General features: G+C 65.4%; 19 protein-coding genes (1 of these 19 cut by a window edge). 11 read left to right on the top strand and 8 right to left on the bottom strand.

The window, feature by feature from the left end:
* The first annotated feature begins 109 nt into the window (after window positions 1–109).
* The 5 genes from A3OM_RS0102425 to A3OM_RS25665 all read left to right on the top strand — a co-directional run bounded on the left by A3OM_RS0102425 (window position 110) and on the right by A3OM_RS25665 (window position 4,018).
* Window positions 110–547 (top strand): cytidine deaminase, encoded by a 438-nt coding sequence (locus A3OM_RS0102425; protein WP_018042139.1) that lies wholly within the window; start codon window positions 110–112, stop codon window positions 545–547.
* On the top strand, window positions 540–1,349 hold the full coding sequence (locus A3OM_RS0102420; RefSeq protein ID WP_018042138.1) for a purine-nucleoside phosphorylase: 810 nt from the start codon (window positions 540–542) through the stop codon (window positions 1,347–1,349). Before A3OM_RS0102425 ends, A3OM_RS0102420 begins: the two co-directional genes overlap by 8 nt.
* A 9-nt stretch (window positions 1,350–1,358) precedes the next feature.
* Complete coding sequence (gene deoC / locus A3OM_RS0102415; protein ID WP_018042137.1) at window positions 1,359–2,105, top strand: deoxyribose-phosphate aldolase; 747 nt, start codon at window positions 1,359–1,361, stop codon at window positions 2,103–2,105.
* Window positions 2,102–3,403 (top strand): thymidine phosphorylase, encoded by a 1,302-nt coding sequence (gene deoA / locus A3OM_RS0102410; protein WP_026175645.1) that lies wholly within the window; start codon window positions 2,102–2,104, stop codon window positions 3,401–3,403. The genes deoC and deoA overlap by 4 nt, the downstream gene beginning before the upstream one ends.
* 228 nt (window positions 3,404–3,631) lie before the next feature.
* Window positions 3,632–4,018: a hypothetical protein gene (locus A3OM_RS25665; RefSeq protein ID WP_157196423.1), complete on the top strand. Its 387-nt coding sequence runs from the start codon at window positions 3,632–3,634 to the stop codon at window positions 4,016–4,018.
* Between the two features lie 59 nt (window positions 4,019–4,077).
* Here A3OM_RS25665 and A3OM_RS0102400 read toward each other — a convergent pair whose 3' ends face one another.
* The 3 genes from A3OM_RS0102400 to dnaK form a co-directional block, all read right to left on the bottom strand.
* Window positions 4,078–4,713, bottom strand: coding sequence for an rRNA adenine N-6-methyltransferase family protein (locus tag A3OM_RS0102400; RefSeq protein ID WP_026175644.1), 636 nt, complete (start codon window positions 4,711–4,713; stop codon window positions 4,078–4,080).
* Window positions 4,714–4,897: 184 nt separating this feature from the next.
* A complete protein-coding gene (gene dnaJ, locus A3OM_RS0102395) occupies window positions 4,898–6,061 on the bottom strand; it encodes a molecular chaperone DnaJ (RefSeq protein WP_018042133.1) in 1,164 nt (387 codons plus the stop codon).
* Between the two features lie 115 nt (window positions 6,062–6,176).
* Window positions 6,177–8,096, bottom strand: coding sequence for a molecular chaperone DnaK (gene dnaK, locus A3OM_RS0102390; protein WP_026175643.1), 1,920 nt, complete (start codon window positions 8,094–8,096; stop codon window positions 6,177–6,179).
* A gap of 509 nt (window positions 8,097–8,605) precedes the next feature.
* Here dnaK and A3OM_RS0102385 point away from each other — a divergent pair.
* Entirely contained in the window at window positions 8,606–9,592 is a 987-nt protein-coding gene (locus A3OM_RS0102385; RefSeq protein WP_026175642.1) for a hypothetical protein, read from the top strand.
* 18 nt (window positions 9,593–9,610) lie between these two features.
* Here A3OM_RS0102385 and A3OM_RS0102380 read toward each other — a convergent pair whose 3' ends face one another.
* Window positions 9,611–10,207, bottom strand: coding sequence for a YqgE/AlgH family protein (locus A3OM_RS0102380; protein ID WP_018042130.1), 597 nt, complete (start codon window positions 10,205–10,207; stop codon window positions 9,611–9,613).
* A 285-nt stretch (window positions 10,208–10,492) separates the two neighbouring features.
* Here A3OM_RS0102380 and A3OM_RS0102370 point away from each other — a divergent pair, with 285 nt between their 5' ends.
* Window positions 10,493–10,975 (top strand): peroxiredoxin, encoded by a 483-nt coding sequence (locus A3OM_RS0102370; protein ID WP_018042128.1) that lies wholly within the window; start codon window positions 10,493–10,495, stop codon window positions 10,973–10,975.
* Between the two features lie 4 nt (window positions 10,976–10,979).
* Here A3OM_RS0102370 and A3OM_RS0102365 read toward each other — a convergent pair whose 3' ends face one another.
* Window positions 10,980–11,831, bottom strand: a complete 852-nt coding sequence (locus tag A3OM_RS0102365) for a 3'-5' exonuclease (protein ID WP_018042127.1) — start codon at window positions 11,829–11,831, stop codon at window positions 10,980–10,982.
* On the bottom strand, window positions 11,828–14,251 hold the full coding sequence (ligA, locus tag A3OM_RS0102360; RefSeq protein ID WP_026175641.1) for an NAD-dependent DNA ligase LigA: 2,424 nt from the start codon (window positions 14,249–14,251) through the stop codon (window positions 11,828–11,830). The genes A3OM_RS0102365 and ligA overlap by 4 nt, the downstream gene beginning before the upstream one ends.
* A gap of 226 nt (window positions 14,252–14,477) precedes the next feature.
* Between ligA and A3OM_RS0102355 the strand changes: the two genes are divergently transcribed.
* The 3 genes from A3OM_RS0102355 to A3OM_RS0102345 all read left to right on the top strand — a co-directional run bounded on the left by A3OM_RS0102355 (window position 14,478) and on the right by A3OM_RS0102345 (window position 16,888).
* Window positions 14,478–15,371 carry a protein-methionine-sulfoxide reductase heme-binding subunit MsrQ gene (locus A3OM_RS0102355; protein WP_018042125.1) on the top strand — a complete coding sequence of 298 codons (894 nt, stop codon included), beginning with the start codon at window positions 14,478–14,480 and terminating at the stop codon, window positions 15,369–15,371.
* A gap of 84 nt (window positions 15,372–15,455) precedes the next feature.
* Window positions 15,456–15,776, top strand: coding sequence for a hypothetical protein (locus tag A3OM_RS0102350; RefSeq protein ID WP_018042124.1), 321 nt, complete (start codon window positions 15,456–15,458; stop codon window positions 15,774–15,776).
* A 98-nt stretch (window positions 15,777–15,874) separates the two neighbouring features.
* Window positions 15,875–16,888, top strand: a complete 1,014-nt coding sequence (locus tag A3OM_RS0102345) for an adenosine kinase (protein WP_018042123.1) — start codon at window positions 15,875–15,877, stop codon at window positions 16,886–16,888.
* Between the two features lie 111 nt (window positions 16,889–16,999).
* Here the strand turns inward: A3OM_RS0102345 and A3OM_RS0102340 are convergent, their stop codons facing one another.
* On the bottom strand, window positions 17,000–19,858 hold the full coding sequence (locus A3OM_RS0102340; RefSeq protein ID WP_051074360.1) for a bifunctional [glutamine synthetase] adenylyltransferase/[glutamine synthetase]-adenylyl-L-tyrosine phosphorylase: 2,859 nt from the start codon (window positions 19,856–19,858) through the stop codon (window positions 17,000–17,002).
* A gap of 601 nt (window positions 19,859–20,459) precedes the next feature.
* On the opposite strand from A3OM_RS0102340, the gene A3OM_RS0102335 reads away from it, so the two are divergent.
* On the top strand, window positions 20,460–22,622 hold the full coding sequence (locus A3OM_RS0102335; RefSeq protein WP_198290842.1) for a TonB-dependent siderophore receptor: 2,163 nt from the start codon (window positions 20,460–20,462) through the stop codon (window positions 22,620–22,622).
* Between the two features lie 341 nt (window positions 22,623–22,963).
* On the opposite strand, the gene A3OM_RS0102330 is transcribed toward A3OM_RS0102335, so the two are convergent.
* Window positions 22,964–23,253 carry the final stretch of a HAMP domain-containing sensor histidine kinase gene (locus tag A3OM_RS0102330; protein WP_018042120.1) on the bottom strand. The gene runs 1,099 nt beyond the window's last position, so 290 of the gene's 1,389 nt are visible here — the last part of the coding sequence; its start codon lies beyond the right edge, outside the window — the gene reads right to left on this strand; its stop codon occupies window positions 22,964–22,966.

The raw sequence follows: 23,253 nt of genomic DNA, 5'->3' as shown, positions 1-23,253 counted from the left end.
GCTCGAAAGGGCGTCCGATGGCGCTCGAACAGGGGGGCCGATGGCGCTCGACAGGGGGGTGGCGTTCCTGTTCTAACGGGACGTGAACCCTCCCACCGGATCCGATACGATGACGGACACGATCGGCGCGGACCTCGCGGCTCTGTTCGAGGCGGCCGCGGCTGCTAAGTCCCTGGCCTACGCGCCTTATTCCGACTTCCCCGTCGGCGCCGCCCTGAGGGACGAGCACGGCCGCCTGCATGCCGGCTGCAACGTCGAGAACGCCGCCTACCCCGTCGGCACCTGCGCCGAAGCAGGCGCCATCGCGGCGATGATCGCCGGCGGCGGGCGCGCCATAACCGCCATTCTCATCATCGGAAACGGCCCGAATCTGGTGACGCCATGCGGCGCCTGCCGCCAGCGGATCAGGGAGTTCGCCGCACCCGGAACGCCGATCCACATCGCCGGTCCGGAGGGCATCCGCCAGAGCTTCACCCTGGAGGCGCTGCTGCCGGATTCCTTCGGCCCAGACAATCTGCACCGCAAGAACATGCTCGCCGATGCCTGACGCAGCCATCTCGCTCGCCGCCGACACCGTCCGGGGCCACGGTTTTACCGGTCCCTACGTTGCCGCCATCGTCACCGGCACGGGCCTCGGACTCGTCGCCGGCAAGCTCGAAGACGGCCTCTCCCTCGCCTATTCCGACATTCCAGGCTTTCCTTCTCCCGGCGTGACGGGTCACGGCGGCACCCTCCATGCTGGGCGCCTCTCCGGGCGCCGCGTGCTGGTCTTCGAGGGGCGGAGCCATGCCTACGAGACCGGCGACGCTGCCGTCATGAAGGTGCCGCTGGGCGTCGCCAAGGCGCTCGGAGTCCCGCTCCTTCTCCTCACCAACGCGGCCGGATCGCTGGTGGCGCAGGCGGGGCCAGGCAGCCTCGTGGCCCTCAGCGACCACATCAATCTGTCTGGCCTCAATCCTCTGATCGGCGAGACGGGCGATGACCGCTTCGTCCCCATGGTAGGCGCCTACGATGCAGCGGCCCGCAAGACCCTCCACGAAGCGGCGCAGGATTGCGGGATCCCATTGCACGAGGGTGTCTATGCATGGTTCTCGGGCCCCAGCTTCGAGACCCCGGCCGAGATCCGCATGGCGGGGCGCCTCGGCGCCGACCTCGTGGGCATGTCGACCGTGCCGGAGACGATCCTCGCCCGGTTCTTCGGTTTGAAGGTCGCGGCGATCTCCGTCGTCACGAACATCGCCGCCGGAATCGGAGACGGCGATCCGCATCACGACGAGACCAAGCGCGCGGCGGCCGCCGCTGCTTTCGATCTCGCCCGTCTCATCGACGCGTTCGTCGCACGGCTGTAGGAAAGGAGCATGATCGTCGATCCCCATAATTTGGACTCCGCCATTGCCCGGCGCGCCCTTCCTCTCCTCGATCTCACCGATCTCGGCGATTCCTGCTCTGATCAGGCTATTGCGACGCTCTGCGGAAAGGCCCGAGCGAGCTGCGTCGCCGCGGTTTGCGTCTGGCCCCAGCATATCGGGCGCTGCGTCGCGTTGCTGGCCGGTACGCCCGTCCGCATCGCCACGGTGATCAACTTTCCCGCAGGCGGCACGGATATCGAGCGCGCTGCGGAAGATACCGCCGAGGCGCTGCATGACGGAGCGCATGAAATCGACATCGTCCTACCCTATCGGGCGTTCCTTGCTGGCGACGCGCGGACGCCAACTGACATGATCGCCGCCGTGCGCGAGGTCTCCGGTCGCGCGATCCTCAAGGTGATCCTCGAATCCGGAGCGATGCCGGACGTCATGCAGATCGCCGAAGCAAGCCAACTCGCCATCGCTGCGGGAGCGGATTTCCTCAAGACCTCAACGGGCAAAAGCGCCGTCTCCGCAACGCCGCAAGCCGCCGAAGCGATGCTCGCTGCCATCCGGGACAGCGGGCGACCTGTCGGATTCAAGGTCTCGGGCGGATTACGGACCGTGGCCGATGCCGCCCTGTATCTTGCCATAGCCGACAGGATCATGGGACCGGACTGGGTCGAACCGAAGACCTTCCGCATCGGGGCGAGCAGCCTGCACGATGCGCTGACCCAAAGCCTCCGGAAGCGCGCCTGATGCTGCCGCAGGAGTTGATCCGGGCCAAGCGGGACGGACGCGTACTCACGGATGGCGAGATCACCGGCTTCATCTCGGGTCTCACTGACGGGCGGGTGACAGAAGGACAAGCCGCCGCCTTCGCGATGGCGGTGTTCTTCCGCGGCCTGTCGCTGCCCGAGCGCGTGGCCCTGACCCGGGCGATGACCCATTCGGGAACGGTGCTCGATTGGGACTTGCCCGGCCCTGTCCTCGACAAGCATTCGACCGGGGGCGTCGGCGATACGGTGAGTCTCGCCCTCGCCCCGATGGTCGCCGCCTGCGGTGGCTACGTGCCGATGATCTCCGGCCGGGGCCTCGGGCATACCGGCGGCACCCTCGACAAGCTCGCAAGCATTCCCGGCTACGACGCCACACCTGGTCTCGACCGTTTCCGCAGCGTCACCCGTTCCATCGGTTGCGCCATCATCGGACAGACGGCCGATCTCGCCCCGGCGGATCGGCGCCTCTACGCCATCCGCGATGTGACCGGCACGGTGGAATCCCTCGACCTGATCACGGCGTCTATCCTGTCGAAGAAGCTCGCGGCGGGTCTCGGCGGCCTCGTGATGGATGTGAAGGCTGGCTCCGGCGCCTTCATGGCGGAGACCAATGAAGCACGGGCTCTCGCCGAAAGTATCGTCGCCGTCGCCAACTGTGCCGGCCTGAGGACCGTTGCGCTCATCACAGATATGGACGCGCCCCTGGCCTCCAGCGCAGGCAACGCCCTCGAAGTGGCCTATGCCGTGGATTACCTCACCGGTCGCTCCGGCGAACCAGCGTTCCACGCCGTCACCGTGGCGCTCTGCGCCGAGATGCTGGTGCTCGGCGGGCTCGCCACGGACATCGCCGAGGCGTCCCGAAAGGTCGAAGACGCCCGCGATTCCGGACGGGCCGCCGAGATCTTCGGGCGCATGGTTTCCGCGTTGGGTGGCCCTGCCGATTTCATCGAGAAGGCCGACCGGTATCGCCCCGTCGCACCGGTGGTCCGCGCGGTGAGATCTCTCACGACTGGCGTCGTCTCGCGGATCGAGACCCGCGAGATCGGGCTTGCCGTCATCGCATTGGGCGGCGGGCGCACTCGGCCCCAGGACGGCATCGACCCGGCGGTAGGTCTTTCATCTCTGGCCCGTCCCGGAGATGCCGCCGACCTTCTCGGTATTGTCCATGCCCGCAACGAAACCCAAGCCGATTCCGCCGAAAGAGCTTTGCGGGCTGCTTACCGGATCACACCCAACACCCCTTTACCGCGACTGGCCATCATCGAGCGGATAGCCTGAAGAGCTCGGCAGCCGGCACGCGCTGTGAAACGACGCCGCGCGCGTCCATTCCGGGGATCGACTGGCTTTGCCGACCAATTGCGAACGTGGAAAGCCGATGTGAGATCGATCCCTCGAACCATCCGCCATCCGACCGGCCGCGATGGGAGAACAAAGAGCGAGGCCCCGGCGGATGAACCTGCCGGGGCCTTTCCACTAGAAGCGGTAGTGTCCGCCGTGGCGATGCCCATGATGGTGATGATGGTGGTGGTGACCCCAGCCATGGTGACGCGGACGCCATCCGTGATGGCCATGACCGCCCCAGCCGTACCCCCGGTGACCGCCCCAGCCATGGCGGTGATGTCCACCCCAGCCATGGTGTCTGCGATGGTGGTGGTGGTGACCGCCCCAGCCATACTGGACTGGGACAATGCCCGTCTGCGCTGGCTCGGCCAAGGCAACGGCCGGAGCAAGCGGTGCCGCCTGAACGATACCCGGCGCGATGCCGATGACGCCGAGGGCGAGTGCTGCGGCTGCGAGCCAACCCCTCGTCCGCTGTGCGAATGGGCGAAACGCCATGTCAGTCTCCATCGATTGCGACGCCGGGGCGATCCCGGCGCAGTGATCGAACGGTAGGAGCGATGGGCTGAACCGCGGATGAGCCACGTCTTCAGGCGACGTTCTGCGGCGGTCCCTCAGGGACGGCGGTAGACCCAGACTCGCGCTGGCGGCAGGTTGAGCCAAACTCGGCTGGACCGGCTGGCCGTGTAGCTGCCCGCATCGCAACGCTCGGGGATCGGCGGCACCACCGCATAGGTGAACTGCACGAAGGGCGAGCCCGCATGCATGAGCGTATGTGTGGCGTTCAGAAGATCGAGACGCTGTTCCAAAGGCTTGGTGAACAGAGGCAGGCTGGAAACGGTAGCCGCAGCCTTCTCGGTGAGAAGGTCGCCGATGGTCGCGCGGATGTTGTAGGCGTCACCGCGCAGGATGGTGGCGCGTGGAAAGCGCTTCTGCAGCAGCTTGCAGAAATCCGGATTGTACTCGACTAGGACGAGCCGCTCCTGCTCGATGCCACGACGTATCAGGGCCTCGGTGACGGGACCGGTACCGGGACCGAGCTCGATGACGGGGCCGGGCACGCGGGGGTCGACGTAGGACGCCATCATGCGGGCAAGCATCTTACCCGACGGCGTCACCGAGCCGGTGACAAGCGGCCGCTCGAACCAAGATCGCAGAAAACGCGCCTCATCTTCCAGCGGCTCCCGCCGTTCACGGACCGATCCGGTGGCGGCATAGACTTTAGCACTGGGTCGATGGAGCGGAGGCAAGATCCAATGTCCTCAGATCACGCATGGGGACTCAAGGCTAGACGACGAAAGCCGGTGCCCGTCAAGATCGAAGCTCAGCATAGGGCGGGAGCAACGCGTCGTGCTACTGGCGACGATGCAGCGCCGCCACAGCCACAACGGGAGCCAGGCCGTTTCGATCCGCCGCCTGTGAGATCGCGGAGCGTCACGACCGCGCAACGCCGCTCAACCCATCGAAGAAATCGCGGACCTTGGAGAAAAACCCCGCACTTTCAGGGTGGTTCTCGTCCGATGCCGTGCTGGTGAACTCCTGAAGCAGTTCACGCTGACGCTTCGACAGGTTCTGAGGCGTCTCGACGAACACCTGAATATAAAGATCGCCGACATCGCGGGACCGAAGAACCGGCATGCCCTTGCCCTTGATCCGGAACTGCTTGGCCGTCTGCGTGCCTGCCGGGATGCGGACTTCGGTCTGCGATCCGTCGATTACGGGCACGGTGATCTCCCCAGACAGGGCAGCGGTGACCATCGAGATCGGGACGCGGCAAAACAAATCGGCACCATCCCGCTGAAAGAACGTGTGCGGCTTGATCGAAAGAAAGACGTAGAGGTCGCCGGCGGGGCCACCGCGCAGGCCGGTCTCGCCCTCGCCGGCCAGACGGATCCGCAAGCCGTCATCGACGCCGGCCGGTACGTTGATGGAAAGCGTGCGCTCCCGAGTGACACGGCCTGCGCCGGAACAATTGCCGCACGGGTTGTCGATGATCTCACCGCGTCCGTGACAGGCCGGGCACGTACGCTCGATGGCGAAAAACCCTTGCGCCGCGCGCACGCGACCGTAGCCGCCGCAAGTCTGACACGGCTTGGGCTTGGAGCCGGCTTTCGCACCGCTGCCGGAACAGACCTCACAGGTAACGGCAGTGGCCATCGTGATCGTCTCGGTCTTACCGGCGAACGCATCCTCGAGGGAGATCTCGAGATTGTAGCGCAAATCCGCACCACGTTCGCGTGTCGAGCCACCACGTCCACCGCGCGCACCGCCAGCGCCACCCGCACCACGGCCGTCGCCGAAGAAATTGTCGAAAATGTCCGACATGAAGTCGCCGAACTCGTTCCCGAATCCCGGGCCGCCGGCTCCGCCCTGCTGGAATGCGGCATGGCCGAAACGGTCATAGGCCGCACGCTTCTGCCCGTCGGTGAGCGTCTGGTAGGCTTCGTTGACTTCCTTGAACTTGAGTTCGGCCTCGGCGTTCCCGGGGTTGCGATCCGGGTGGTAGGCCATGGCGAGCTTGCGGAAGGCGACCTTCATCTCGCCGTCTGTCGCAGTCTTGGAGACGCCCAGAACCTCGTAATAGTCCCGCTTCGACATACCCGCCCTCAACGTCCCCCGGCGCGCCCGCCTCTACGGAGGGCCACACCGTCATCCCACCAGACATGACGAGGGACCGGATCGCTCCGGTCCCCCTCCTTCTCTAAGACGAGCGTTATGCCCGCTTCTTCTGGTCCTTGTCATCGACTTCCTGGAAGTCGGCATCGATGACGTCGTCCTTCTTCGCCTCGTGGCCCTCGCTACCCTCAGCCCCGCCTTCGGGCGTCTGGCTGCTCGCAGCGTACATAGCCTCGCCCAGCTTCATCGACGACTGCATCAAATCCGTAGTGCGGGACTTGATGACCTCGATGTCGTCACCCTCAAGAGCCGTACGAAGGGCAGTCATGGCGGTCTCGATCGCAGCCTTGTCATCGGCCGAGACCTTGTCGCCATACTCCTTCACTGACTTCTCGGTGGCGTGAATGAGGCTTTCGCCCTGGTTCTTCACCTCGACCAACTCGCGACGCTTCTTGTCCGCCTCGGCATTGGCCTCGGCGTCCTTCACCATCCGATCGATGTCGGCATCCGACAGACCGCCTGAAGCCTGAATACGGATCTGGTGCTCCTTGTTCGTCGCCTTGTCCTTGGCCGTCACGTTGACGATGCCGTTGGCGTCGATGTCGAAGGTCACCTCGATCTGCGGCATGCCGCGCGGGGCGGGCGGGATGCCCATCAGATCGAACTGGCCGAGCATCTTATTGTCAGCCGCCATCTCGCGCTCACCCTGGAAGACGCGGATGGTGACAGCGTTCTGGTTGTCTTCGGCCGTCGAGAAGGTCTGCGACTTCTTCGTCGGGATCGTGGTGTTACGGTCGATCAGACGGGTGAAGACGCCGCCCAGCGTTTCGATGCCGAGCGACAACGGGGTCACGTCGAGAAGCAACACGTCCTTGACGTCGCCCTGGAGCACACCGGCCTGGACCGCAGCGCCGATGGCCACGACCTCATCCGGATTGACGCCCTTGTGGGGCTCCTTGCCGAAGAAGGACTTCACGACTTCCTGGATCTTCGGCATGCGGATCATGCCGCCGACCAGAACCACCTCGTCGATCTCAGAGGCCGAGACGCCAGCATCCTTGAGCGCCTTGCGGCAGGGCTCGATTGTGCGCTGGACGAGGTCGTCCACGAGGCTCTCGAACTTGGCGCGAGAGAGCTTCAGCGCCAAATGCTTCGGCCCCGTCGCATCGGCCGTGATGTAGGGCAGGTTGATCTCGGTCTGCGTCGCCGAGGACAGCTCGATCTTCGCCTTCTCGGCGGCCTCCTTGAGGCGCTGGAGGGCGAGCTTATCCTTCGTCAGGTCGATACCCTGTTCCTTCTTGAACTCGGAGGTCAGGTACTCGACGACGCGGTTGTCGAAGTCCTCGCCACCAAGGAAGGTGTCGCCATTGGTGGACTTCACCTCGAACACACCGTCACCGATTTCCAGGATCGACACGTCGAAAGTGCCGCCACCGAGATCGTAGACCGCGATCGTACCGGTCTTCTTCTTGTCGAGGCCGTAGGCTAGAGCAGCCGCCGTCGGCTCGTTGATGATGCGCAGCACTTCGAGGCCGGCGATCTTACCAGCGTCCTTGGTGGCTTGACGCTGGGCGTCATTGAAGTAGGCGGGAACCGTGATGACGGCCTGCGTCACCGGCTGGCCAAGATGCGCCTCGGCGGTCTCCTTCATCTTCTGAAGCGTGAAGGCCGAAATCTGCGAGGGGGAATACTTCTTGCCGTCGGCCTCGACCCAGGCATCGCCGTTGTCGCCGCGAACGATCTTATAGGGCACGAGACCCTTGTCCTTTTGCGTCATCGGATCGTCGTAGGTGCGGCCCACGAGACGCTTGATGGCAAAGAACGTGTGTTCGGGATTGGTGACCGCCTGGCGCTTGGCCGGCTGGCCGACGAGACGCTCGCCGTCGTCGAGGAAAGCGACGATGGACGGCGTGGTGCGCGCGCCTTCCGCGTTTTCGATGACCTTGGGCTGCGTGCCTTCCATGACGGCCACGCAGGAATTAGTGGTGCCCAGATCGATGCCGATTACTTTACCCATGGCGGGATCCCTCTCATGTCATTTGGTCAAGCAGACCGCCGAGCCCCGAAGCGGCCCGGCCCATGGCGGTGAAGAACGAAAGATTGTGAGAGCGGAATTCGAACCAGCCGAAGCGCCTGAAACGCGCTCATCCAGGTCTTAATCCCGCGTCCCGCCGGATATAAGAAGGGTGATGCGGAGCCGCAAGGCGAAGCACCGCGAACGGCCACGCCGATCCTATCTCCCTCGCCGACCAAGACCTTTGCGTCTGGAATGGCTAGTATCCGGCGCCTTGGACCTCAAAAATGTTGCAGGGACGCCACGGCAGCGCCATCGATCACATGCTAGGTTCGAGGATGGCAGACCAGCTTTCGGACCGTCAACGCGGATCGAAGGCAGGCTCGCCTTACGAAGCCTCAGCCCCAGATATGATACCCGCTTTCGAAGAAGCTGATGCGAGAACGAGAGCCCGCTGCACGTTCACTGTTCACCGGTCCGGTGCTGCGAGTTCCAGAGGCATGAAAGACCTGATGCGTCCGTCCCGAGGCCTACGCCTGCTCCCCGCCCTTCTCGTCCTGCCCCTCGTCGCCCTCCCGGCGAACGAAGCGGACGCGCAGAATTTTTTCGAGGAGCTGTTCGGCATCGGCAAGGCGGCCAAGCCTCCGGTGCCACCTCGCGGTGTGCCTCCGACCGGATCGCCTCAGCCTGGGACGCTGCTGCCGCCGGGAGCGCCGGGAGAACCTGCGCCGGAGGCTCCGAAGGCTGCTCCGGCTCCCCTGCGACCCGTCGTTCTCAAGACGCCGAGCGATGACAACATTCTCGGCCAGGAACTCATGCTGAACGGCCTGACCGGCAGCCTCAAGATCGACAGAGCCGGCGGCGCGGCAACGGCACGGATCACGCTGCCCGGCACCAAGGTTTCGCAGCCGAACGAGACCTGCAAGGTTCCGCTCTCGGGCGGATCGCCGATCTCCCTTTCCTCAGAGGGTCGTCCTCAGGGCGTGGCGCGCTACGAGATCGCGGGCGGTGAATGCCCGCTCCGGTTCGAGATCCTGGAAGGCAGCGTGCTGGTTACGCCGCTGGGCAGCAACCGGGTCTGCAGTTTCACGGCCGCCGATTGTGCCACCACGCCAGTCGGCCTGTGGGGGCCTGCTGCCGCGACGCTGATTCCCCGCTCCGCGGAATTCGATTCCGGACGAGGCGTCGCCGACAAGGCGGTTCGGGACAATTACAAGGTCATGACCCAGCGCGCCCGCGGGCAGGACGTCCGCACCATCGTCACCGAACAGGCGGCTTTCTCCTCAGACCGGGAGCAGACCTGCCGGACCTATGCCCGCGAGGGCGCCCATGGTTTCTGCAACGTGCGTTTCACCGAAGCCCGCGCCCTTTCCCTTGCCGCGCGTCTCGGTGCCAGCACGGCAACACCGACCGCGAGCACGACGCCTCGGCCGCGCAAGCCGAAGCCGGCGGTCGAAGGGATGAACCCGGACAGCGACGGCTCGCCAATCGGGGAATGACCCCCTCAGGCCGGTCCGTCAGGCCCGGCCTGCGCTGAAGGATAACATCGCTGGATCGATGCCATTGCTTCGCAAGGTACGCTCGTACTTGGTGTCGAGCGCAGAATTGAAGATCATGGCCGGATCGGCCGGACAGTTGAGCCAGCCATTGGCGAGGATCTCGTTCTCGAGCTGCCCGGCTTGCCATCCGGCATAGCCGAGGGCGAGCACCGCGCTCGCGGGTCCGGCACCGTTTGCGATGGCACGCAGGATTTCCACCGTGGCGGTGAGGCAGATCCCGTCGTCGATGATGAGTGTCGATTGGTCGATGTGAAAATCGTCGGTGTGGAGCACGAAACCGCGCTTGGCATCCACCGGACCGCCCATAAGCACAGGAATATGGCCGACCCTCTCGCGCAAGCGGATCGCATCGTCCTCGCTGGCGATATCAAGCTGAATCAGGAGATCCGGCATGTTCAGATCGTTGGCCGGCTTGTTGAGGATGATCCCCATCGCGCCGTCCGCCGAATGAGCACAGAGATAGATCACCGATCTTGCGAAGCGCTCGTCCGTGAGGCCGGGCATCGCCACCAGGAACTGGCCGTCGAGATAGGCTGAATCCGGATCTTGTCGCATTGCATCATGCTACCTGGGTGGGCTGGCTTGTCCAGCGCGGACTCGTTGAGGCTGAGGGTGGCCAACTCTCCATTCTGCTTTGATCGGGTCGCGACCCGCAGAAGGAATGTGGACGGCGCCCGCTTCTACGAGGCCCTCCTCGACACACCCATGGGCTCGGGGTAGACCCTTCTCGCCCACCGGGGGCCATCATGGCGCCGTTGGTCCATGGGGCCACGCGCGGTAACGAGAACCGGTCCTCAAGACCGGGCATGGGCTCCAGGCGATCTGAGGAGACGACGACGGATGACGATCCAGGTTGGCGACCACCTTCCCCAGGTGACCTTTCGCGTGAGCGGCGCCGGGGGGCCCGAGGCGAAGACCACCGACGACATCTTCAAGGGGCGCCGCATCGTCCTGATCGGCGTGCCCGGTGCATTCACGCCGAGCTGCCACCGCAATCATCTGCCCGGCTTCGTCGAGAAGCAGGAAGAGATCAAGGCACGCGGCGTCGATGCCGTCGCCGTCACCTCGGTCAACGACGTGTTCGTGCTCGAAGCCTGGCAGAAAGCCAGCAACGCCGAGGGAATCGAGTTCCTCGCCGACGGCAATGCCGAGTTCGCAAAGGCCATTGGCCTCGACATGGACGGTGCGGGGTTCGGGCTCGGCCCGCGCTCGAAGCGCTATTCCATGCTGGTGGATGATGGCGTGGTGCGCGTCCTGAACGTCGAGGAATCCCCGGCCAAGACCGAGATTTCCGGCGTCGACGCCCTGCTCAAGGTCATCTGAACGGTCACATGTCGCGGGGCCGCGGCATTGCAGTCTCGTCGAACATCCGGCTGAGAGCGACCACGTCCGCGTGGTTGCCAGATACGAGATCGGTGATGTCGCCGACGAGTAGTGCTTTGGTATGGCGGCAGGCGACGCCGTAGCGGCCAGCCATGCAAGTGCAGCGCAGACGCGAGCCGCTTGGGCGGTCCTCCAGTGTCACCGCGTAGAGTGTGCCACGACTTCCCCGCACGGAAAACCGCATCGCCGCGATCTGCGGGCCGGGCGCGCCGAACGATCGCGTTTCCCGCTCGACATAGCCGGCCGGCAGTTGCGTGATCGGGAGATGGATCGCCCTCGCTAGGGCGGTGATATCGGGCGCGCCATGCTCCCTTGCCGCCGCCAGGGCGATCTCCGCGCAGGCATAGGCGTCCTCGCCCGCATCGTGGTGCTCGAAGCGGATACCGAGCCGGGCGGCCACCTTGCCGAGGCCGCAACCTTCCGACGCGGGAAACACTCTTCGCGCGATCTGAAGGGTGCAGAGCGAAGCGAAGGCCGGAACTGCCATGCCATAGGTGTGGAGCGAGGCGCGTAGCACGCCCAAGTCGAACCCGGCGTTATGGGCGAGGACCAGCCCGGACGAGAGGTCGGGTAGGAACTCCGCCATCACGTCCGGGAATTCCGGTTCCTGCCGGACATCCGCTGGCAGAATACCGTGGACCCGGATGTTGCCCGGAGAAAACCGCATCTCGCGCGGGCGGATCAGGCGTGATTCACGTCGCACCACCGCGCCGCCCTCGATCCAGGCGAGGCCAACCGCGCAGGCGCTGTCGCGCCTCTCATTGGCCGTCTCGAAGTCGATGGCGAGCGTGGTCACGCCGTCTCAACCATGGCGAGCCAATCTTCTTCGCTCACGACCTTGACCCCATGCTTCTCGGCGTCGTTCAGCTTGGAGCCCGCCCCCGGCCCAGCGACGACGAGATCGGTCTTGGCCGAGACGGAGCCCGAAACCTTGGCACCGAGACGCTCGGCCGTCGCCTTGGCCTCGCTTCGGGTCATGCGCTCCAGGGAGCCGGTGAAGACCACGGTCTTGCCGGCGAAGGCCGTTGCGGTTGCCGCCGCCGCCATCGGCTCGGTCTTCACCTCTTGGATCAGGGCATGGACCGCATCGGCATTGTGCGGTTCGGCAAAGAACGCGATGAGGGAATCCGTGGCGACGGGACCGATCTCGCCATCGTCGGCGAAGAGACGATAGGCATCGCCGGGACGCTGCTCGCGGGCGCGGCTCACAGCTGCTTCCACGGCGGCCTCGTCACCGTAATGGGCGATCAGGTTCGCACGCTGCGCCGTAGTCGGACGCCGACCCGTCGCGACCTCGCCGCCTTCCACCTCGCTTGAGAAGCCGAATTCGAGCAACCGGTCCCGCGTCGTCGGGCCGACCCTCGGTACCGTCGAGAGTTCGAGCCAGTCCGGTCCGGCCTGAGCGGCGGCAGCGGCGGCAAGGGCCTGCATCAGGTTCGGCATATCCGGAAAGCGTTTGGCCAAGGCCTTGGCGGTGGACTCACCAATGTGGCGAATCCCGAGGGCGAACAGGAACCGGTTGAGGGCCAGGCTGCGGCGCTCGTCGATGGAGGCCAGCAGGTTCTTGATCGCCTTGTCCTCGTCGTCACCCTTCTTCTTCGCCTTTTTCGGCAGTGGCTCGCCCTCGGCGCGGCGTTCGGCCGAGAGCGCTTCGCGACGGGCGACGATGGCCTCCTTCAACGGCGCGAATTCCAGGCGGAACAAGTCGGCGGGCTGCTTGATGAGCCCGGCCTCGAACAGCACCTCGATATAGGTCTGGCCGAAGCCTTCGAGATCGAAGGCGTTGCGCGAGACGAAATGCTTCAGGCGCTCGAGTCCCTGCGCCGGGCAGATGAGTCCACCAGTGCAGCGGCGTACCGCATCGCGCTGTCCGGTGCGCGGATTGACCTCGCGGACGGCGCGGCTGCCACAAGCGGGACAGGTCTCCGGAAAGACATAGGGCGTCGCATCCGGCGGTCGCCGCGCAAGATCGACATCCATCACCTTCGGGATCACGTCGCCGGCGCGCTGGACGACGACCGTATCGCCGACGCGGATGTCTCGCCCGTCGCGGATCGGCTCACCGTCGCCGCCGACGCCCTGAACGTACCCTTCGTTATGGAGGGTCGCATTCGAGACAACGACGCCGCCAACCGTCACCGGTTTCAACCGCGCTAGCGGATTGAGCGACCCGGTCCGGCCGACATTGATCTCAATGGCCTCCAGGATCGTGAAGGCCTTCTGCGCCGCGAACTTATGCGCCAGCGCCCAACGCGGGCTGCGCGAGACGAAGCCGAGCCGGCGCTGCAACGCGAGATCGTCGACCTTGTAGACGATGCCGTCGATGTCATAGCCGAGACCGGCGCGATCCTCCTCGATGGCGCGGTAATGCGCCAGCATCGCATCCGCGTCGGCGCAAAGCACCGTGCGGTCGTTCACCGCGAATCCCCAGGAGGCGAAGGCCGCGATCATGCCGTGCTGCGTCGTCTCCCGCATCTCCGACATCTCACCCCAGGCATAGGCGAAGAATTTCAACGGCCGCGAGGCGGTGATCTGGGAATCGAGCTGGCGCAGGGACCCGGCCGCCGCATTGCGAGGATTAGCGAAGAGCGCCTTTCCTGCCGCTTCATGGCGAGCGTTGATGGCGGCGAAATCCGCGTGCGAGAGATAGACCTCGCCGCGTACCTCGCAGATCTCCGGCCAGTCCGTCCCCGCCAGCGTCTCGGGGATGCCGGAGACGGTTCGGGCGTTGGCGGTCACATCCTCGCCGACCTCGCCGTCGCCGCGCGTGGCCGCCGTGACAAGCTTACCCTCCACATAGCGTAGGGAGAGGGACAAGCCGTCGATCTTCGGCTCGGCGGTGAAGGCGAGCGGCTCATCGGGCAGGTTGAGGAAGCGACGGACCCGGGCCACGAAATCGTGGACCTCCTCATCCGCGAAGGCATTGCCGAGGGACAGCATCGGCATCGCATGCCGGACCTTGGCGAACTTTTCCGAGGCCTTTGCGCCGACAGTGGCACTTGCCTGTCCGGTGCCGACGAGATCCGAAAAGCGGGTCTCGATCGTCTCAAGGCGACGCCGGAGGGCGTCGTATTCCGCATCCGTGATCTCGGGCGCATCCTCTCCATGATAGAGCCGGTCGGCCTCCGCGATCTGCTCCGACAGGGCAGCGTGCTCGGCGCGAGCCTCCTCGGCACTCATGGCATCGATCGGGTCGGGCAAGGCGGAAGCTGGCATGAACGCGTTTCACGGCTTTGGCTGGGGCGCCGCGGGCTTTACCACATCCGGGCGGGGCGACGGGAGGCCCCGGAGATGCGCCGCGACGGTACGGCGGATAGGTAACCTTCGGCGGTAGTCATACGAATGGACAAGGCGGTCTCGCACGAACGTGTGGCCGGGCCACCCCATTTCGTCCCCTCGCTCGCCTATCTGAGGGCGAAGACTTACTCGCTGACGGACCCTGATGCCTGCCAAACCCACTTTCTCCGCTCCCTGGTATGACCGTGCTGGCCGCGTCTCGGGCCTGAAACTCGCGACATTCCTGTTCGCGCTGGCGCCCGGCCTCTGGCTCGCCGCCGCCTATGGGTTCGACGCCCTCGGGCCGAAGCCGATCACCGCCCTTATCCACGGTACGGGCGAATGGGCCGTGCGATTCTTGCTGCTCTCCCTGGCGGTGACGCCGCTGCGGCGGATCGCGAACTATCCCAAGCTGATCCTAGTCCGGCGCATGCTCGGGCTGACCGTCCTTGCCTATGGCATCGTCCATCTCGGCCTCTACATCGTCGACCAGAATTTCATCCTGTCGAAGGTCGTGAGCGAGATCGTCTCGCGGTTCTACCTCACCATCGGCTTCGTGGCTCTGCTGGGCCTTGCCGTCTTGGGAATCACCTCCACGGACGGGATGATCCGCCGTCTCAGTAAGGCTTGGCCGCGCTTGCATAAATCCGTCTACGTCATCGCGGTGCTCGGCCTGTTCCACTATTTCCTTCAGGCCAAGATCGACGTGTCGGCCCCGGTCTACTGGAGTGGCCTGTTTCTTCTGCTCATGGGGTGGCGGGAAATGCAGCGCTTCCGCCTGCCGATGAACGCGATCACCCTGCTCGGCCTCGCCATCGCGGCCTCCCTCGTCACCGCCCTGGTGGAGGCAGCGTGGTACGGGTTCAAGAGCGGCGTGCCTGCCAGCGCGGTGCTCGGAGCCAACCTCGAATTCTACGATGGCCTGCGCCCGGCCTGGTGGGTGCTCATCAGCGGCATCGCTCTGCCGCTGCTCAACCTCATGCGGCCCGCCATGAGTGGGGGCGGCAAGGGCAGGCCTGTCCCCCACCAGTCCGGGCGGGAAGCGGTCCAGGCGCGCTGAGTGCTTGCGACAGGCGAATCCCTCGCGCACAAGCTCAGCACCGTCTCGGTGAGTGGGCGTTTGGAACGTGAGGGAATTCCAGCGATGCGTGTCAGGCTTCTTGGAGCGGCTCTCGTCCTGACAGCCCTTCTGCCGTCCTTCGCCATGGCGGAATGCACGAAGGCCGTGCCGCCGGACCCGGCGACACGCCCGACGAAGCCGACCGCGCCCGCGAAGCCCGCCTGCCTCGACGCCAAAGGCGGATGCCCCGGCTGGGAGGCCTACACGTTCAACGACACGGTGAAAGCCTACAACCTGCAAATCGCGGCCTATCGTCCCCTGGCCGAGGCCTATGTGAAGGCGCTGAACGCCTATGTGAAGGCGAGTAGCGACTACGCGCAGTGCGAGGTGAAGGCGCTGCAATAGGGGGCGTCTTCGCGGACCCGTGACGACCTCCCTCGCTTGACCCTCTCCGGGTGCGATGCCACAGCCTGCGGCATCGCCAGCGCCAGACAGGATGTCCGATGTCCGCTCCCCTCGACCTTCTCGTCCTCGGCAACGCCATCGTCGACCTGATCGCCCGGACGGATGAAAAATTTCTCGAACAGCAGGGCGTCCCTAAGGGCGCCATGCAGCTCATCGACGAGGACCGGGCGGAGAGCCTGTTCTCGGTGATGGGACCGGCCACCATCGTTTCCGGCGGTTCTGGCGCGAACACCGCGGTGGGCGCGGCTCTCCTCGGCGCGAAGACCGGCTTCATCGGCAAGGTCCGCGACGACGAGCTCGGTGGCCTTTTCGCCCATGATCTCAAGGCGACGGGCGTCTCCTTCGCCGTGCCGGCCGCGCCGGAAGGCCCCGCCACCGCCCGCTGCTTCATTTTGGTGACGCCGGACGGCGAGCGCACCATGAACACCTATCTCGGCGCCTGCCAGGGTCTGTCGCCGGCCGATGTGGACGAGGCCACCGTGGCGAGTGCCCGCACCGTCTATCTCGAAGGTTATCTGTGGGACCCGCCGGCGGCCAAGGAGGCGTTCCGCAAGGCCGCCAAGATCGCCCACAATGCCGGCAACGCCGTCGCACTGACATTATCGGATGCGTTCTGTGTCGGCCGCTATCGCGAGGAGTTCCTGGGCCTCATCCGCGACGGCAGCATCGATATTCTGTTCGCCAATATTGGCGAGTTGAAGAGCCTCTACGAGACGGACGACGAAGAAGCGGCCCTCAAAGCTTTGCGCGACGAGCGCAACCAGCGCGGCATGCATCTCCTCGGCCTCGTCACCCGGTCCGCCGAGGGCGCGATGGTGGTGAAGGGCGGCGAGATCCGCTCCATCGAGGCCGCGCCGGTGCATGAGGTGGTGGATACGACCGGCGCCGGGGACCTGTTCGCGGCGGGTTTCCTCGCCGGTCATGCCCGCGGACTCGACAACGTGTCGAGCGCCCGGCTCGGAGCGCTGGCGGCGGCGGAGGTGATCCAGCATATCGGCGCCCGGCCGCAGCACGACCTCGTGGCCCTGGCCAAGGCGCGTCATCTCCTCTGAATCCACCGCCATAGCACCCCCCTTTCGACCGCCATCGGACGCGATTAACGACGAAGCGGTAGATGGGTCCGATTCCGGTGCCGCAGGCCCGCGAAAGCGGGCCTGCAAGGCTCAACCGAGCAGCCGCTCGAACAGCGACCTGACCTCGGCGCGGCGTTCATCGAGTTCCGCCGCCAGGGTCGCGGCATCCGGCAGGCCCATGGCGATGGCGAGCCGCGTCAGCGCCACCGACGCGCCCGCCTTCGAGTCCGCCTCACCCATGAGACGCTGCCAATGGAGCACGTCGTCGAAGAGGCGATAGGCCTCGCCGAGCCGCCGCGCCTCGTTCACCGGCAGAAGGCCCCGATTACCAGCCTCGGCGAAGACGGCGGATGCGTCGAGGCCTACGAGACCGGGATGGCTCTCGGCATGGGCCAGGGTGAGGGCCTGGGCCATGAAATCGAGATCGAGCAATCCTCCGGGCGCCAGCTTGAGATCGAGCGGCCCCGAAAACCCTTTCTCGCTGGCCACGACCCGACGCATGTCGCGCACCGCGCGATAGACCTCCGCCGTCTCGCGCTTCAGCCCGACGATGGTCCGGATCTGCCCCATCACCTCGTCGCCGAGACTCCGATCCCCGGCGACGACCCGGGCTCGGGTGAGCGCCATGTGCTCCCACAGATCGGCCTCCTCCTGCTGATAGGGAAGGAAACTCCGCATCTGCACCGCCACGGGCCCCTGCCCGCCGCCGGGACGCAGGCGAAGATCGACCTCGTAGAGACCGCCGCGCCGGGTCAGCGCCGTCAGCGCCGCGACGAGGCGTTGCGTCAGCCGGTTGTAGGCCATGACCGCGTCGATGGCCTTCGGCCCAAGACTCGTCCGGTTCTCGGCATCGAAATCGTAGAGCACCACGAGGTCGATGTCGGATTCCGCCGTCATCTGGTTGGCCCCGAGCCGCCCGAGGCCGAGGACCACACAGCGCCCGCCGGGCACCTCGCCATGCTCGGCGAAGAACTGGCGTGAGACCGCATCGAGGCTTGCCGCCACGACGGCATCGGCGATGCCCGCATAGGCCCGCCCCGCCGCCTGCGGCGACAGGATACCCGTGAGCAGTCGCGCGCCGGTGACGAAGCGCAATTGCCGCGCGGCGTCCCGGCTGCGGTCGAGGAAATCCTCATAGGCCGCCGGTTTGCCGACGAGCCCGTGATACTGCGCGGCGATGTCCTCGGCATCGACTTTCGGCACGACGAAGGCCGGGTCGATGACCGTGTCGAGGACATGGGGGCTGAAGGCGACGGTCTCGGCCAGGCGCGGAGCGCTTCCCAACAGGTCGGCGAAGAGAAGGCGCAGACAATCGTTCGAGCGCAGGATGGTGAGGAGTTCCACCGCCGCCGGCATGCGCGCGAAGGCCCGGTCGAGGGTGTCCAGGGCCACATCGGGGTTCGGCGTGCCGCCGAGGGCCTGCATCAAGGCCGGGACGAGCTCGGTGAGAACCTCGCGGGCACGCGCCGTGCGGACGGCGGGGCGACGACCGAAATGCCATCCGCGCACCGTCTCGGCCACGCGTTCGGGATCGGCAAAGCCCAGGGTCCGAAGGGTGGCGAGGGTTGCGGGATCGTTGTCCGTCCCGCTGAAGACGAGATTCCCCACGGAAGCCGACAGGTCCGGTTCGGCCTCGAACAACAGGGCGTAATGCGCCTGCACCCGCCGGGCGTGATGGAACAGCTCCGTCTCGAAGGCCTTGGCATCGGCGAAACCGGCGAAACGGGCGAAGCTCTCGAGGCCGGCCTCTTCGGTCGGCAATCGTTGCGTCTGCTCGTCATTCACCATCTGCAGGCGGTGCTCGACGGTACGCAGGAAATCGTAGGCCTGCCCCAGTTCGTCGCGCGCGGTGGCGTCGATCCAGCCTTCCTCGGTGAGCGCCGACAGCATCGCGATGGTGCGGCGGCCGCGCAGGTCCGGCCGTCGCCCGCCGAAGACGAGTTGCTGAGTCTGGACGAAGAACTCGATCTCGCGGATGCCGCCGCGCCCGAGCTTGATGTCGTGCCCGGCGACCGCGATCGTGTCGTGCCCGCGCACGGCATGGATCTGGCGCTTCATCGCATGGACGTCGGCGATGGAGGCAAAGTCGAAATACTTGCGCCAGACGAAGGGCCGCAAGCCCGTCAGGAAGTGTTCGCCCGCCTCAATGTCGCCGGCGATCGCGCGCGCCTTGATATAGGCGGCGCGCTCCCAGTTCTGGCCCAGATTCTCGTAGTAGAGATAGGCCGAATTCAGCGAGATGGCCGTCGGCGTCGATCCGGGATCGGGGCGCAGGCGGTAATCCACGCGATGGACGTAACCCTCGGCGGTGCGCTCCTGCAGCAGCTTGGCGATCCCCTGCGCGAGTTTGGAAAAGAACGGCGTCGGAGCCAGGCCTTCCTTCAACCGCGCGATATCGGGATCGAAGAACACGACGAGGTCGATGTCGCTGGAATAATTGAGCTCGCCGGCCCCGAGCTTGCCGAGGCCGAGGATGACGAGTCCGGATTTGAGCTGCGGGTTCGAAACGTCATGGGGGTGAAACCGCCCGGCTTCGGCCGCCTGCAACAACAGAGACTCGGCCGCCGCATGAACGGAAGCATCGGCGAAATCGGATAAGGCGCGGGTCACCGTCGCCAGGGGCCAGAGCCCGCCGATATCGGCCAGGGCCACCAGAAGAGCATGGTCACCGCGGTTGCGTCGAAGCTCGGCGGCGACGGCATCGAGATCGCGGACCTCTCCGCTCTCACTGCGTGCGGCGGAACGCTGCCGGGCGATGAGGTCGGCCACCACGCGTTCGGGCGGCCTCTCCAGCATCGCGGCAACGCGCCCGGGGTCCCGCACCACACGCTGCCAGAGAAAGGGAGAATGGTCGGCAAGGCCGAGAAGCAAAGCTCGTCCCGCCCCGTCGAGATGGGCGAACGCAGCCTCGACCTCCTCGAGCCGTGCCACCGCACGCTCGGGATCCATCAGCACGGGCGCCCTCGTCAGGCGCTGGGTCAAGGGCGCTTCCTCGGTCACGGGCTGTCCTTTCCCGGCTCAGCGGGTTCAGCAAAAGCGGGCACTGGTTTCACGTCAGACAACGCGCGACATCTCAAGAGCCCAAGCTCGTGGTGAAAATCTGACGGAGGGTACCCGCCTTGAGCGTCTGTGCAGGGTGGGAAGCGGGCTTCAGTGGGGGGCGGCCGAGACCGGACGCTCCGCATCCGACCCCAGTCGGTCATACGGCCATCTATGAGCACTTCCTAAAAGCAGCCATCCGTCCGTAAGGGCGTCCAGCGGTTGCGCTGTTCGCTAGAGGTACGCAGACGGGATGCCGCTACAAACCGAATGCAAGACAAACAGGACTGCTGGCCCGCGAACGAACTTCACCGCTGTTACGCGCATGCAACACACTTCCTGCGAGACGCGACAGATTATAACGCTTCTAGACCTAGCCTGAGATACATTCGAATACCTCAAAGCTAGACGTGTGTGCTCGGATCCCTGCGAGCTTGACCGCGTGTGTTTCTGGACCGTAACGGACGGAATTGATTCAAGTTGGTTTGCGTTCGTGATCGTGCCGAGAAAAATGACTAAAAGAAGCACTACGTTGGCCGCGTCCGCTGCCTTCGTGCTTGTGGCGCAATCGGGTTCGTTGGTCAGCTTTGGGCCCAGTTCGGCCGTAGCCCAGCTCGCCGCAGATGCCTCACAAGAGGTTCAGCTCGACGAACTTTCGGTGGTAGGCACCGGAGGGCCTGCGGGCGGAACAGCACGCAATGTCGATGGCTACCTTGCACGGGATAGCGTCAGCGCGACTCGCACCGACACGCCGATACGGGAGGTGCCCCAGACGATCGTCGTCGTGCCGGATCGGGTTCTGCAGGACGCCGCCGCAACGCGGGTCGACACCGCCCTCGATCTTGCCGGCGTCGGCCGGGCCAACAACTTTGCAGGCCTTGGCTTGACGGAGTTCACCATCCGCGGCTTCAACACGGGCGAGTACTACCGCAACGGATTCCCGATCAACCGGGGCTACCCGCCCTCTCCGGACGTGGTCGCCATTGAGCGGATCGAGGTGCTGAAGGGCCCGTCCGCCTTCCTATACGGACGTGGCGATCCCGGCGGCACCTTCAACATCGTGACCAAGCAGCCATTGGCTGAGCGCGCCCTCGCGATCGGCACGCAGTTCGGGAGCTTCAACCAGAAGCGAAGCACCTTCGACGCCACTGGCGCCCTCGACGAGGAAGGCCGAGTGCTCGCTCGCGTTACCGGCGCCGTGGAGGACAACGGCAGCTTCCGCGACTTCGTGCACAGCGATCGTTTCTACCTCGCTCCTGTCATCGCCTGGAAGCCGACCGCCGACACCACGGTCACTTTGGAGGGCGAGTTCGTCAGCACGGCCGCGACCTTCGACCGGGGCGTCGTACCAATCAACGGCAACATCCGCGCCCTGCCACGCAACCGCTTCATCGGCGAGCCTGGCATCCCGCCGGTGCGCAACGACAACGCCCTCGGCCAGCTCCGCATCGAGCACAAGCTCGATCAGGACTGGGTGGTAACTGCTGGGGTCCAGGCGCTGGGTGGGAGCCTCGTCGGCGACGGCGTAGGCGCCATGAACGTCCTCAGCGACGGGCGCACCCTGCGCCGAACTTTCGAGCATCGCGACTTGAGCTGGTCGGATCTCGACCTACAGCTCAACCTCGCGGGCAAGTTCGAGACCGGCCCATTCCGCCATACTCTGCTGATGGGCTTCGAGTACGACACGTACCGCTATCGAGAGGTCTTCAACCGCTCGAACGCGAACCTCTTCCCCTTTACCCTCGACCTCCTCACGCCCCGCTACGGGCAATCCGCCCGGCCTCCTCTCGCCTCGATCACCAACTTCCTGCAGAACACCGAGAGCTTCGGCGGCTACGTTCAGGATCAGATAGACCTCACCCCACGCCTCCATGCCCTTCTGGGCTTGCGCGTGGAGAACCTAGGCCTCGTTTCCACCGACTACCGCACCGGCCGCACCACGAGCCTGCAGGACACGGTCGCGACCCCGCGCTTCGGCCTCACCTACGATCTCACCGATGAGGTCTCGGTCTACGGCAGCTACGGTCGTTCATTCCTGCCGAATACCGGCACGGATCGCTCGGGACGCCCCTTCGCTTTCCAGCAAGGCGAGGGCTACGAGGTCGGCACCAAGCTCAGCCTGCTTGACGGACAACTGAGCGCCACGGCGGCTCTGTTCGACATTCGGCGCACCAACGTCCTCACGGCCGATGCTGTCGATCCAAACTTCAGCGTAGCGGCGGGCGAGGTGCGCAGCCGGGGCTTCGACCTGACCGTTGCTGGATATCTGGCACCCGGCTGGCGGGTGATCGGTACCTACACCCATGCGGATGCCGCCGTGAGCCGCGACAACACGCTGCCCGTGGGCACGCGGATCGCCAACATCCCTGCCGACACCCTCGCCCTGCAGAGCGTCTACGAGTTCCAAGGGGCAGAGTTACGGGGGCTTGGTCTTGGTGGTGGCGTGACTTATGTCGGTCAGCGCGTGGCCGGCACCGCCCTCTCGACCTTCCGCCTGCCGGAATACACGGTCGTCAACCTAATCACGTACTACTGGATCACTCCGCAGGTGCGGGTCTATCTTAATGTCGACAACCTACTCGACACGAACTACTACGACCGCGCCTTCCAGAACCGTTACGCTACACCGGGTACGCCGCGCACGATCATGGGCGGTGTCGCAGCACGCTTTTGACTTCTATCGTTGCCAAGAAGGTGCTTTTGCGACGGATCGCCCATCTATCTGGCGTCTACGTCCGCTGTAAGGCTTGAACTGCCCGTAAGCAGACCAGCTGAAATCCACCCGCTTCGATCGTAGGCTGGCATCCACGAAGTAGCCCCGAAGCGGACCTTCCCAGTACCCGCTAAGAGTCCAGAGCGGAGCCAGGCCGTCGCTTCCCTCCGCCGGATGTCGACCACCCGATGGAGCATGGGCTCGCCAAAGCGAACCTGCTTCGTATCTCTAAAAAAACGTCTCGGCTGCGCCGTCGTGCCGTGAGCGAGAACCGGCCGTCACCGGGAGTTTTGCGAACCCTCTCAGGTCGGGAGGGTCATCACGACGCGAAGTCCCGGCCGATTCTCTTCCAGGGCGAGTGTGCCCTGATGAAGGCGGACCACCGCGTTGATGAGACTGAGCCCGAGCCCGAAGCCCGGCAGGGAGCGCGCCTCCTCCAGTCGGACGAACCGGCCGAGGACGCGCCCGCGCGCCTCTTCTGGAATGCCCGGACCATTGTCGGAGACGATGACCGCAATGCCGGATCCGCGCTCTTCGGCGGTGACACGCACCGTTCCGCCGGCGCCGCCATATTTCACCGCATTGTCGATGA

The organism is Methylobacterium sp. 88A (assembly GCF_000376345.1).
Taxonomy (GTDB): domain Bacteria; phylum Pseudomonadota; class Alphaproteobacteria; order Rhizobiales; family Beijerinckiaceae; genus Methylobacterium; species Methylobacterium bullatum.
Note: the sequence above shows the minus strand (reverse complement) of the source record. Positions and strands in the feature narration are given on the sequence as shown.